Origin of the sequence: Clostridium sp. JS66 (assembly GCF_033561535.1) — a bacterium.
Lineage (GTDB): Bacteria > Bacillota > Clostridia > Clostridiales > Clostridiaceae > Clostridium_AM > Clostridium_AM carboxidivorans.
Map to the genome: position 1 here is coordinate 3,393,980 of NZ_CP131467.1, position 14,367 is coordinate 3,408,346.

8 protein-coding genes and 1 other annotated feature are annotated in these 14,367 nt (G+C 27.8%); of the genes, 2 read left to right on the forward strand and 6 right to left on the reverse strand.

Annotation, left to right across the window (positions count from 1 at the left end; translation table 11 throughout):
• The first annotated feature begins 32 nt into the window (after positions 1-32).
• A complete protein-coding gene (locus tag Q6H37_RS15720) occupies positions 33-503 on the forward strand; it encodes a hypothetical protein (RefSeq protein WP_318733818.1) in 471 nt (156 codons plus the stop codon).
• A 193-nt stretch (positions 504-696) separates the two neighbouring features.
• On the opposite strand, the gene Q6H37_RS15725 is transcribed toward Q6H37_RS15720, so the two are convergent.
• A complete protein-coding gene (locus tag Q6H37_RS15725; RefSeq protein ID WP_318733820.1) occupies positions 697-2,637 on the reverse strand; it encodes a molybdopterin-dependent oxidoreductase in 1,941 nt (646 codons plus the stop codon).
• A 329-nt stretch (positions 2,638-2,966) separates the two neighbouring features.
• Between Q6H37_RS15725 and Q6H37_RS15730 the strand changes: the two genes are divergently transcribed.
• Positions 2,967-4,961 carry a methyl-accepting chemotaxis protein gene (locus tag Q6H37_RS15730; RefSeq protein ID WP_318733822.1) on the forward strand — a complete coding sequence of 665 codons (1,995 nt, stop codon included), beginning with the start codon at positions 2,967-2,969 and terminating at the stop codon, positions 4,959-4,961.
• A gap of 103 nt (positions 4,962-5,064) precedes the next feature.
• Here Q6H37_RS15730 and Q6H37_RS15735 read toward each other — a convergent pair.
• The 5 genes from Q6H37_RS15735 to Q6H37_RS15755 all read right to left on the reverse strand — a co-directional run bounded on the left by Q6H37_RS15735 (position 5,065) and on the right by Q6H37_RS15755 (position 14,129).
• A protein-coding gene (locus tag Q6H37_RS15735; protein ID WP_412523860.1) for an IS1182 family transposase occupies positions 5,065-6,490 on the reverse strand; the annotation gives its coding sequence in 2 pieces (ribosomal slippage) (positions 5,065-5,899 and positions 5,898-6,490; 1,428 coding nt in all).
• Between the two features lie 235 nt (positions 6,491-6,725).
• Positions 6,726-8,018, reverse strand: a complete 1,293-nt coding sequence (larA, locus tag Q6H37_RS15740; protein WP_318733826.1) for a nickel-dependent lactate racemase — start codon at positions 8,016-8,018, stop codon at positions 6,726-6,728.
• A 62-nt stretch (positions 8,019-8,080) separates the two neighbouring features.
• Positions 8,081-9,502, reverse strand: coding sequence for a sodium:solute symporter family protein (locus tag Q6H37_RS15745; protein WP_318733828.1), 1,422 nt, complete (start codon positions 9,500-9,502; stop codon positions 8,081-8,083).
• Positions 9,503-9,722: 220 nt separating this feature from the next.
• Positions 9,723-9,930: a binding site (T-box leader), on the reverse strand.
• A gap of 170 nt (positions 9,931-10,100) precedes the next feature.
• A complete protein-coding gene (locus Q6H37_RS15750) occupies positions 10,101-13,205 on the reverse strand; it encodes a DEAD/DEAH box helicase (protein ID WP_318733830.1) in 3,105 nt (1,034 codons plus the stop codon).
• Positions 13,206-13,229: 24 nt separating this feature from the next.
• Entirely contained in the window at positions 13,230-14,129 is a 900-nt protein-coding gene (locus tag Q6H37_RS15755) for a HAMP domain-containing sensor histidine kinase (RefSeq protein WP_318733832.1), read from the reverse strand.
• Positions 14,130-14,367: the final 238 nt, after the last annotated feature.

The window sequence follows — 14,367 nt, forward strand, 5'->3', positions numbered from 1 at the left end:
TTATTAAGAACAGTCATAAAGGAGTTGTTTATATGGACAATACTGAAATCATTAAAAATATTAATACTCATAAAAAAGAACCATTATTATATGAAAAATCTAGAAGAAAAAAGGTTGCATTAAAAAGTGCTAGAGACTATCTGGAATTTAATGAATTGATGAAAAAGGAATTGAACACCTATGGAGAAAGAAGAACCAATGATTTGTCCGAACTAATATTATTAGTTAAAAATGTTTTATTAATGACCTCAGAAGATGTGAATTTAGAAGCCCTAAATTATTCGGATACTAAAATTCCTATAATAGATTACAATATAAATATTGAAAAAACTCAACTGGATTTAGTTTTAATCAAGGATTCAGAAATTTGTAAAAAGACTATAGACTTTGGAAAATGTTCAGGTACATATATATGTGCTCATAGAATAAAAAATTCTAAATTATTAAGTATAGGCATACCTTACTCAAACATACCAGGATACACTATATATGTAATTTATTAATATATACTTTCTAATATGTTAATGAACTAGCTGTTCTAATGCTATCTTAATTTAAGAATTATATTTTTTATTCATAGACTTTAAGATTGCTATAATTAATTAAGCTCTTAGACTTTTTATAATTATAGCAACCTTAATAGTACAATTATTTATTTTTTTATATACTATAAATTATTCAAGAAACTCCTCCCTTTTAGGAGTAAACTTTTTTAATTTCAACAAAAGTATCATTATAAGCTACTTGTTTTCCCATATCTGAAAATGCACTTTCAGTTAACATATTAGGATTTGAACTCTTTTCCCACCAACCTATTTCCATATGAATAACTTTATCAGAAAGTTTATTATTTATATTAACTTGCACATCTATCTCTCCATTATGAGATTTTAAATTAATAATATCTCCATTAGTCAAATTATATTCTTTAGCAGTAATTTCACTTATATTAGCTATAGACATTGTATTTACATTTTTAAAACTTTGCGACATCAATGACTTTTTAGGATGAGTAGTTAAGAGCCTATATTTTCTACTGCCTTCATTGTTTATATAAATTGGCATAGGACTAACATTATCCTTTTTGGCACTTTCAGAATATATTTCTATTTTCTTAGAAGGTGTTTTAAATATTAAATCTTCCCAAGCAATGCTACTTTCTTGTATATTTACATATTCATTTTTTATTTTTTCAAGAGTTATTCCTTTGTTTTTTAAAGGTTTTATGATTTCACTTAAATATTCTTCTTTAGATACATAAGGATAATGTTTCATGTCCATTTTTCTTGCAAGTTCCATGAAAAAATAATATTCATCCATTAATTTATGCTTTGGTTCTACACATTTCTCATTATATATGATATATGGATTATTCATTGAAGAATACAATAAATCTTCGCTTTCCAATGTATTTGTACAAGGAATAAATAAATCACAATGTTTTGCTGTATCCGTAAAAAACATATCTATACATACCTTAAATTCTATGCTTTTAAAAGCATCTGTAAATTCATTTAGATTAGGCCATTGATTAAGAGGATTGGCTTTACTAATAAATATAGCTTTTATATTATCTTTTACAAAATCATGAAATTCATTTAAATTAAAACATCTTTCATTTATAGAATATTTATAACTATTATAAGGGTCTAAATTTAATATATCAGGATATACTTTATTATTATAATTTACTCCCCCACCTTTTTTTCCTATGCTTCCTGTTATTGCAGCTAAAGCATCTATTGCTCTTACTGAATTTCCTCCATTTTTATATCTTTGAGCTCCATAACCTAAATATATACTACTATACTTTTGTTTAGCATAAATATGAGTAATTTCTTTTACCTTGTCTATACTAACACCACATTCTTCACATAAATAATTTATATCTAAAGTGACTAAATAATTCTTGTATTTTTCAAATCCAACTACATTTTCTTTTATAAATTCTTTATCCTCCAAACTTTCTTCCAATATTATTTTGCTCATAGCCATAGCTAAAGCTGCATCTGTAGCTGGATTAATCCTTATATATATATCTGCTATTTTTGCAGTATCTGTATAAATGGGATCTATCACTATTATTTTAGCACCTTTTTCTTTTGCACTTTTTATTCTACTCAATAATTGTATATGAGAACTTGTTGGATTTTTACTCCATAAAATTATATTTTTTGAGTTAAAAATATCGTCTATACAATTAGATTTATTGTATCCAAAATCATACTCTTGAGCCTTACTACCAGCACTCCAACACGTTCCACCATCAGCTTTAGTTATTCCTCCATAAAAATTAAAAAATATGTCTTCTATCCCTTTCAATATGGAACCTGAACCCGATTCACTATAATGCATTACGGAATTTGAAGGACATTTCTTTAATTTGTTAGAAATTATACCAATGGCTTCTTCAAAGCTTATGTTTAGCCATTTACCATCTTTCTTTTTCATTGGAAAGTATATTCTATCCTTATCCTTTAACCTTTTTAAATGATTTCTCCCTTTTTCACAAATTAACCCCTTTGTATAAGGATGATTTTTATCACCTTCTATTGTTACTATGTTATCATCTTCGATTTGTACATTAAATTTACAACATCCAAAACAATCTAGAGTGCATCCATGGCTTTTTATCATTCATAACACCTCTTTTCTATTAGCCTAGAATCTTTCCCAATTTCAATTCATAACTTTTTGTAAAAACTATATTATAGCACGTCTACTTATATTGCATCTAATAATTATTTTAACATACTTATTTGTCAAAAATAAATATATTCACACTATATAGTTTATTTAAAAAATTGATACAATTTACAACAAAATTATGTTATAATTTATAAAATAAAGTCTATATTTGAATTAAAATGCATATTTTAACTTAAAATTCTGCTTTTTTAAACTTTAAACGTACAATATATTGTTTTTCAAATACTCACATGCCAATTCTAAAGGAGGAGATTTTTATGAAAAGCATTAAGTCAAAAATAACATTAGTAATTTCTCTAGTATGCATTTTTAGTTTATTATTATCATCTATAATTACCTATTCCATATCCTATAATTCTATAATGAAAGAATCTAAAAATGGGCTTTTAACATCAGCAGACAAATATTCTCAAATGATCAATGGCTGGCTTGACGGACAAGGAAAAATACTAAATGAAGTTGGTGATTCTATGGAAAATATGGATGACTTTAGTGACGCCAAAATTATGCAGTATTTCCAAAAGAAACTAAAATCAAATTCTTATGCTTCAGATATATACATAGCGTTTGCTAATAAAAAAATGCTTGTTGGAAGTGGTTGGATTCCACCAGCAGACATTGATTTTACGCAAAGAGTTTGGTACAAAAATGCTATTGAAAAAAAGGGACTAGTTTATTCTACACCATACATGGATGCTAAAACAAAAAAAATGATGGTAGGCATAGCTAGACCTATAACTAGAAATGGTGAGATAGTTGGTGTACTAGGTTGCGATATTAACCTAGGAACCATTACAGATATTCTAGAAAAAGCAAAGCCTTTACAAGACAGTTATGCTTTTTTAATTGACAGCGAAAATAACATTTTGATTCACGGAAACAAAGATTATAATCCTACAGAAAAAGAAATAAAAAATATTACAAAAGTTTTTAATGGAGGATATTCGAAAATTTTAAATAGTAATATTAGTACCTTAAAAGATTATGACGGTAAAGAAAAATATTTTGTAACCTCCAAAGTAACAGCAAACAACTGGATAGTTGGATTCTCAGTGCCTACTATTGATATACTAGCTCCAATGAAAAAATTAGTATTATTATTTGTTGCAATAATGATTGGTTCATTATTAATAGCCCTTGCAGTTTCTATATACTTTAGTAAGAGAATAGGAGATCCTATAGTGACCTTATCAAAAGCTATGAACAAAATGAGCAACTATGATTTAACCTATGATAATAGTTGTGAATCTTTGTTATCACATAAAGATGAAATAGGTCAACTTTCTAATTCATTTGTTATGATGCAAAAAGAATTAGTTACATTAATAAAAAAGATAATGGACAATTCTCAAGATATGAGTGCCTCTAGCGAAGAACTTTCTGCAACTACTGAAGAATTAACATCAAAGTTTCATGAAATAAATGAAGCAACTAGAAATATAACAAATACTATACAAGAAACAAGTGATTCCTCAGAGGAAATAACTGCATCAATAGATGAAGTGAATTCTAATATCAGCGAACTAGCACAAAGAGCGGCTGAAGGAAATAATATTGCAAACGAATCTAAGGAAAGAGCTATAGCTGGTAGTAATAAAGGAAAGATTTCCATAGAAGAAACAAGAAATATTTATGAAGAAAAGAAGGAAAAAGTGCTAAAATCTATGGAAGCTGGAAAAGTAGTAGAAAACATAAGAAATATGGCAGACACTATAGCAAGTATAGCAGAACAAACAAATCTGCTTGCTCTTAATGCAGCTATAGAAGCAGCTAGAGCTGGAGAACAAGGAAAAGGTTTTGCTGTAGTTGCAGATGAAGTACGAAAACTTGCAGAACAATCCTCCCAATCAGTAACTGTTATTCAAAACACTATTGAAAAAGTATATGAGGCTTTTAAAGACAGTTCAAATAATAGCAATGATATTTTAAAATTTATAAATGAAAACGTAGATTATAGGCTTGGAGAATTTAGTAATATGGGAAATCAATATTATAATGATGCTGAGTTTATTTCTAAAATGTCAAAGCAAATAGCTATTATGTCAGATAAACTTAATGTTACAATAAATCAAGTAAATGAATCAATACAAAATATGACGAAAAATACACAAAGATCATGCGAAAATGCTGAAACCATAACAGCAAGTATTGAGGAAACTACTAAGGCTGTTGAACAGGTAGCCATAACAGCTCAAGGACAAGCCGAATTTGCTCAAACCCTTAATGAAATGATTCAAAAATTTAAAATTTAAATTGCTTTTATCATCTAAATAGTAAAAAGGGCTTTTAAGCCCTTTTTACTCAGATTGTTCAAGAACCCAGCACTTTTAAAAGTGCTGGGTAAAATTATCGATTCTAATTTATGCGGTAGTATTTATAGAAAATATCAACATCTTCAAATATTTGTAAATAGTTGTTTCGTAAAATCAAAAAAATGTGCGATAGCACTCTGGCTATCTTTTTCATATTCTGAACTGCTGCCGTAAGTAGGCATTGTTCAGAAACTTTTTTGATTCCACGCAAACGAGCATAGCGTAGACCATGAAGATTTTTTGAATCTGCAAAGCTACGCTCAATTTTTTCTTTTCGTCTATTATATATACTTTTTCCTTTTTCTGTCTTGGTAAACTTAAAAACTTCTTCTTTATAGTCCTCCCAAACATGGCGTCTAATAGTTCTAAAGCTTGCTTTATCTGAAGTTAAACATTTATCTCTATATTTACAGTTTGTACAATTATCTGAATTACTAACATATTCTTTATAGCCTTGTCTATTGGTTGTTTTATATTTTAATAGGTACTTATTTTCACAAACATAACCATCTAAATCTTTAACATACTGAAATCTATATTTTGTAAATTTGCCTTTAACGTGCGGTCCTAGTCTAAAGCCTAAAACGGCCTTATAACTTTTCTCAGAAAGTTTTTTACAAATTGGATTAGTTGAATAACCAGCATCAGCAACTACATATTTTGTGTGAAAATTAAACTTTTCTATTTGTGTTTTTAATCTATCAATATAAGGATCTACATCATTAATATTTCCTGGAGTTACGTAGACATCAGTTATTATATTGTATTTGCCATCTACTGTTCTATGATCCAAATAGAAGAAACCTTTCGGTTTACCTTCTCTAACCATGTATCCACTTTCAGGATCTGTAGTGCTTACTTTTATTTCTTTAGTTTCAGCTATTTTTTCTTTTTTTTAAAGGTTTTTTTCCATGTTCTATTCTATCTTTATCAATATCTTTTTCCAGTTGTTCAAGATATCCTTTAGTTGACTGAGTAATTATTTCTTTAGTAAACTTATTTTTATTAGCGTTAGCTTTTAAGTGAGTTGAATCTGTGTATAAAATTTTACCATCTACTAATTTTTTATTTATAGCTTGAAGTACAATATTATCAAATATCTTTTGATATATATTGGTATCTTTAAATCTTGCTATTCTATTTTGACTTATAGTTGAATGACTTGGAATTTTATCTGTAAGATTATATCCCAAAAACCATCTATAAGCTACATTAACTTCAATATCTTTAACAAGCTGACGTTCTGAACGTATACCAAATAGATATCCAATAAAAAGCATTTTAAATAAGACTACTGGATCTACTGATGGCCTACCATTATTGTGACAATATAAATCTTTTATTAGTTCTCTTATAAAAGAAAAATCAATATATTTATCTATTTTTCTAAGGATATGGTTTTTGGGAACTAAATTTTCTATATAAACTAATTCTAATTCATTTTGTTTTTCTGAATTATTTGTAAGCATATATTACCTCCGTAAAAACCCTATCGGGTTAATTTTATCTATATTATATATTCGACATTTATACAGAAAATCCTTTTTGAATCAAAAAAATCCCTATCGGGCAAAAAATTAAAAGAGCTGCTGACAAAATATGTTTATCAACAGCCTGAGTAAAAAGGGCTTTTAAGCCCTTTTTACTATAAAAACTATATTATAGTTTTTACTTGTTTGCAAACATCTGTAATAAAGATAACTACTATTTTTTAAGTATAGGCAATGTATTTGCAGCATGAGGCATCAAATAAGTGCTAATATCTTCTCTCTTTTCTTTATACACTATCTCCAAAGCTTCATCTACAGTTTTTACAACAATAATATTAGCATTTTTAACCAACTCCTGCTTAATATCCGATACTAAAATCACTTTAAATTTATAAGCAGTTTCACACATGCAATATGCTATAAATTTGCCAATTGAAAAATTATTTCTAACAAATTTTTCTCTGTCAAATATATTATCATAATTCAAAATTAAATCTTGAATTTCTTTTCCTCCCCCAAGACCTTCTCTACACTCTAGAAGTGCAATTATATATCCACCTTCATTTATTGCTTCTCTAGCATTTGTCAATGTTTTTGTAGCTTGATACAAATTTATGTCCTTTGGATACCCCCCTGAACTTGCAATTACTAAATCAGCCTTTTCTTTTATACCTACTCCATCTATATTCTTTAAAATTTCCATTCCCTTTTCATGAGCAGCTATATAGTTTCCTGCTACAGCAGCAGCTATTTGTCCTTCTGAACCCATTACTACATTAAACATGAAGGTTGGCCTTACAAAGCTAGCAGCCTGAAGCATATCCTGATGTACAGGATTGTTTTCTATTCCACCTGGATATACACCATCTCTTATACTTTCACCTAAATTATCATTTAAGGAAAGTGAATGATTCTTCATTATAGTTTCTGCACCAGATATGCCTGGTAAAATAGTTTTCTTTCCTCCTGCATACCCTGCAAGTAGATGATACACTATACCACCTGTTATTACTATATGATCACATTCCATAGCAATTTTATTTATGTAAACAGAATTGCCATAAGTAGTTTCTCCAAGATATACTAGATTATCTTTATCATAACAATCATGATCTATAACCTCAAATCTAGCTGCAAGTTTTTCCCCAAGCAATTTTTCATGCTCTTCTTTTGTTTGCTTTCTGTGCGACCCCAATGCACTTATAAAGACTATGTCTTTATCTTGAACTCCACCAGCATTTATTTCTTCTACTACTTTATTTAAATATTTATCTGTTTTTTGCCATGCTCTAGTAACATCTGGAATTACCACACATACCTTTTCTCCTTGATGTACAAGTTCTTTAAGTCTGGCACTCCCTATTGGATTTTCTAAAGCCTCTTTAATAATTTCATCTTCACTTTTTTCTTCTTTTAATTTATTAGATTCAATTACCCCAATTAAATTTTTTTCCTCTACACATACCTCCATAGATGTGCTTCCATAATTCATTTCAACCTTTTTCATATTAAAAATGCCCCCTTTTATAATGTAATTATTTAAAAATCAACTTCTAATGATTCATAAATTTAATTTTCACTTAATGCCACTTCAATTCCTTCCACAGCATTAATTGTTTTTCTATCAAACAATGAAGTTATTAAGAATATTATAAGACAAACTATCCATTCTGCATATATGACATGAGGTAATATCCTTACTGCTGGTACTAACTGCCATACTACTAACACTATAATTCCTGCTACTGCTGTATTAAATGCTGAATTTTTTCTACAAATAGATGGTACAAATGTTGTAAATATAAATACTATACTAAAAGCAGTAGTTAAACTTAAAGCCATCATTAATAAACTCAATATTCCTTTTGCTTGAATAGCTATAAAGAATGTTACTACTCCTAAAATTACTACAAAGAATTTAGTAATTTTCATAAGTTCCTTTTCCCCTATATTTTCGTTGACAAATCTCTTATATATATCTTGTGAAAATAAAGTTGCTGAACCCAAAAGCATATTGCAAGCTGTTGATATATCAGCTGCCCATAAAGCTGCTAAAGTTATACCTGCAAGTAATGGATTTAAAGATGTAATAACCATTGGAAGTGCCATAGTAGCACTTACACCTGGATATGACACTCTAGCAACCATTCCAAGCATTGCTGCAAAGAAACCAATAGGAATCATTAAAAGCCCTCCTATTATGTATCCTTTTCTTGCAGCATCTGCATCCTTTGCACAAAAGGAAACTTGTACAACACCTTGAAGTGAAAAACATTCTGTTATCATTACTATAAACCATACTATTATTGTAGGCAAGCCTAATCCATTCACTGGATGAAAATAAGTAGCTGCATTTGGAACTTTTAAAACCATATTATGAATCCCACCACTAAAAGCTACTGCTAACACTGTAACTACAATGACTCCCATATATTTTAAAGGTACATTAAATAAATTACAAAGTCCTGTAGACCACATACCCCCAATAAAAGTTATTCCTATGAATACAACTGCAGTAGTAATCATTCCTGTTTTCAATGTAAATACAGCTGGAAGTAATGAAGATAAAATTGCTCCTCCTGCTATATATTGAAGTGAAGTAATCATAAGTTGAATTACTATTTGTCCTATTACACAAACTATTCTTCCTTTAGTATCATAAAATCTTTCAAACATTTCTGGTACTGTAGAAACATTTAACTGTCTATACTTTTTTGCTCCTATTAATCCCATAAGAATAGAACCTACACCCCATGCAACAGTATACCATCCTGCTGAAAGTCCTACCTTATAAGCTTGTTCAGCTACACCTATTGTAGATGAGCCTCCTATAGCAAGTCCTACCATTGTAACAGTTATAAGGGTAGTATTTAATCCCCTGCCTGCTAATATATAACCTTCTGCCCCAGATGATGCTTTTTTTCTAGCATAAAAACTAATACAAAATAATATAGCAACGTAAATAGCTACAACTATAAAAGATATATTCATAAATAGCCCTCCTCATTTTATAATTTCAATAATTTCATATGTATTTATATAAATTTTCGCGAAATCTTTATATTCTTAAAAGTAAAATTATTTTTCAACACTGTATAGTGGTAAATTGAAAATATTAAAAAAATCATCTCTAACAAAGTTAGAGACGAAAATATCGCGGTACCACTCTATTTAATTATTTATGAATTTTGGGTATAAAAAAAGTACCTTGAAAAGGGACGAATTCTTTCTCGCGGTACCACCCTGATTGATTACATAAATAATCCACTTTTACCTGTAACGTAGGTCTTACGCCATGGTCTACTTAATTTCAACCTGAAACTTAGGAATGAACTTCACCATACTTCATCGCTAATTTCCACCAACCATTAGCTCTCTTTTTGAATCTGCACAATTACTCTTTCCATCATCGCTTTTAAATTTACTACATTTATTGTTTCAAATTATAAATCATAAATTTTACTCGTGCAAGTCTGTAGCAAGCGAAATATCGTTATGTAACCGTTAATTTATTCGTTTTTCATTAATTTTCTTTGAATTTATCCAATTTATAATTATTTAAAATATCAATTACATTATTATAATATTTCTAACCACTACCAAAAAGTTGTATTAATTCTTCCTTTGATAACTTATTTATTACATTACTATTTTTAAGTTCTCCTGTGATAATATTATGAATTAATTCTTTTTTATGCTCTTGTAATAAAATGATTTTTTCTTCTATAGTTCCTCTTGCAACTAATTTAATCACCTCTACCACATTTTTTTGTCCTATTCTATGTGCTCTATCCGTAGCCTGATCTTCTACTGCTGGGTTCCACCATGGATCAAAATGAATAACTAAATTTGCTGAAGTTAAATTAAGTCCAGTGCCTCCAGCCTTTAATGAGATTAAAAATACCTTTACTTTTGTGCAGCTGTTAAATTCATTTACTAATTTAATTCTTTCCTTAGATTTAGTAGAACCGTCTAAATAAAAATATTCAATATCATCTTCTTTTAAGGCTTCTCCTATTTTTTTGAGTACAGAAGTAAATTGAGAAAATAAAAGCACCTTTCCATCAGAGGTTATATGTTCCTTAACTAAAGATAGCGCCACTTTAAGCTTACCATTTCCTCCTTTATACTCATCAAATATAATAGATGGATCTAAGCAAATTTGTCTTAACTTCGTTAGATAAGAAAAAACCTCTATTTTTCCCTGATAATTATTTTTTACTTTTTCCCTAATACCCTTTATATAAGAATTATATATTGATTTTTGAGCTGATGTCATTTCAACTAATATCTTTTTTTCTATTTTATCTGGTAAGTCTTCTACAACTTCCTTTTTAGTTCTTCTTAGAATAAAAGGTTTGATTAATAGCTTAATACTATCCAAATCACAATCATTATCCAAAATAAACTTTTTTTCAAAAACTTCTTTGGAATACAAATATCCAGGCATTACAAAATCAAATATAGACCAAAGCTCTACTAAATTATTTTCAATTGGAGTTCCAGTAAGTGCAAACTTTACTCTTGCTTTAACGTGTTTGACAGTTCTTGTGATTTGTGCTAAAGGGTTCTTTATATTTTGTGCTTCATCAATGATACAATAATCAAATTCAATATTTTCATATTTATCAATGTTATTTTTTAAAGTTCCATAAGTGGTTAAAATCACTTCATGTTCATCTATTATTTTTTCATATTTCGCACTGCTTCCATACGCAATTCCCACATTTAAATCAGGTGCAAATCTTTCTATTTCATCTCTCCAATTATAAATTAATGATGTTGGAGTGATTATTAAAGTTTTCTTATTTTCTTCTGACATAATAAATGCTATTGTTTGTACTGTTTTACCAAGCCCCATTTCATCTGCTAAAATACCACCTAATTCTAATTCACTTAAATTTTTAAACCACTTTAATCCGTTAAATTGATACTTTCTAAGTTCTGTTTTTAAATTACTAGGTACACTTACTTTGTAATGATTTATGTTTTCAATCTTAGCTTCTATATTTTTTAATATTTCTTCTCCCCTAGTAAACTTAAAATTTCTATTTTCTAAGCCTTCTTTTAAATATAAAGCTTTATTTTTATCTATAGTTATTGTATCCTCTATATTCTCATTAGCACTTAATACTTGTATTAAATTAAATAAACTTATTATACCTTCATCCTCAAAATCTATAAATTCATTATCCTTAGTTTTGTAAAACTTATTATTAGATTTGTAGCTTTGAAAAATGCTATTAAATTCATCTGGTTCAATGTCTCCAATACTATAATTAAGCTTTAAACAGCCACTTTCTTCATATAAATCTAATTTTACATATGATGAATCATAAACCTTATTTTTTAATCCTTCTCCTATAATAACATTACCTAATGAGTGTATGTTATCTTTACCATTTCTCAAAATATAGAAAAGATCTTCATCATTGCCAATAAACATAAATCGATTTTCTCTTTTTATAAATTTATAATATTCAAGCTTCATAATAACTTTTTCTTCTTTATTAAAATTTCTTATAAGCTTTTCTTTACTATCAGCATTTTCTAATATATTAAATTTGTCCTTATTATAGGTTATAAAAGCATCACAATAGACATTGGAATTTTCCTCATAAATAAAAAAGTCCAATTTAAATGAGCTAGACCCAAACCTCTTTACACTTTCTGAAACAGTAACATCTTTTGATATACTGCTAAGTAATGCAATAATTTTTTTATAATTTTCTATAGTCTTTCCATATAAAATTTCATTTTTCATTCCAAATTTGCTACATAAAGGAACATATTTGTTAATTTGACTATTTGAAGGCAAGTACAGCTTATCATTAAAAAGATAAACATCTCTATTTTCATTTAAAGCAACAGGCAGCTTTTTATGAGTTGTTATCACAAAACACTCATTTCTTTCCTTAAGTGTGAAGCTAAGAGGTAAATTTTCATTTGTAACTAATGCCTTATATTCTATAGCGTTATATTTAAATATAATCTTACTTCCACAAATACACTGTAAAAATCCCCTTAAATCATTAGGATTAATTACTAAATTTCTTGATGATGCCAATATTCTTTTATTTCTATGAATATTCTCTCTAATAAAACATACAATTTTCATGCTTTCAGGAGAAATGACATATTTAATGGGATTATAAATAAATTGGCTGCTAAAAGGAATATTTGTTTTATTATCTATATAAGAAATAAAGCTATTTATGTTAGTAATTAAATATTTATGTTCTTTACCTAATCTAAACTCCAATTCATAGCTAGTACTTCCCTTCCATGACTTACAAGTTATCTTTACATCTATATCTACTATAATTTTTTTGCTATTTTCATATAAATCTTCTTTTACAGCCTTCTTCTTATAAAAAAAGTTTAAAAATTTATATGCACTAGCTGTTAGATGTTCACACATAAATAACTTCTTACTTTGGGAAATTTCTTTAAAATCACTGCAGCTGCAACTTACATCCTCTAATTTTTTATTTAACAAATTTATTTTTATATATGTTTTAAATTTTCTTTCATGATTACCTTGACTTACATCTCCATATATGTGATATTTGTTATTTATGTTTTTTCCCTTTATATTTGAAACTAATCCTTCTTTAAATATTTTTTCTCCTCTTTTTCGCATAAAATTAGATGATGGTTTGAAAATTATTTTTTCTAATTCCTTTAAATTCATTTTCTCACCACTTTCCTATATTACTTAAACCTTCTGAAATCTACAACAAATACTTAATACATCCTCTTTAATATCTGCTGTTATACTGCCATTCATCTTATGAACTAGTCCCTTTACAATAGCAAGTCCAAGGCCAGTTCCTTTTCCACTTCGTGTTTTATCTGCCATATAAAATCTATTAAAAATATTTTTCACATCATCTAAAGTCAAATCTTCAACAGTATTTTTCACCTCTAATATTGCAGTACTCTTCTCTAGTTTTAAGCATACTTCTACATTATCTTTTGCGTATTTAACACTATTACTTAATAAGTTTTCAATTACACGCTGCAAAGATTTTTCTTCAGCTATAATATATATATTATTTTTAGGTATTTCTATTCTTGGATTTATATCTCTATTTATAAAATCAGTATATTTTCCTAATATGCATTCTTGTAATACTTTATTAATATTCAATTTTTCTAAATTCAATTCATAATCTAATGACTCTATTAAAGATAGTTCATAAAAATCATTGAGCAAAACTTCTAGTGCCTTTGCCCTCTTTTCAGCTATATCCAAATATTCCTTTTTTTCATCTTCACTTGTATTATCTAGTTTTAAAAATTGAATATATCCTATTATTGATGTTAAAGGTGTTCTAAGGTCATGAGACATATTTGCAATGGTTTGTCTTAAGTCATTTTCAAGCTTAACCTTATTTGCTTCACTTTGTTTTTTTATTTGTATAATTTCATTTATTTTCTCAGCCAACTTTTCAATTTTTTTGTTCAATAATCCTATAGTTATCTTTTTATCCACTTTGTTTGCATTAATATATACAATCTGATTTGTTATGCTTTTTATTTGTCCTTCTACATAAAACAAACGAAAAGCTAAAAATAAACATATAATTAATAAAAATATAATTATGTATACCACCTTGTCCCTGCCTTTCTAAAATAGAAATACAAAAACAGCACTAATATTCACAGGTATTAATACTGTTTTTATTAAAATTTCACATTTAATTAATATGCAATTTAAACATTTTTTAAATTAAGGATTTTTTGCAGTGAAGCGAAGAAAAATCCTCCTTCACTGTCCTATGTCAATTATACTTTGTCCTCTAAAAAATAATACATCGCATTATAGTTATTATATAAAATCAAAACTTTAC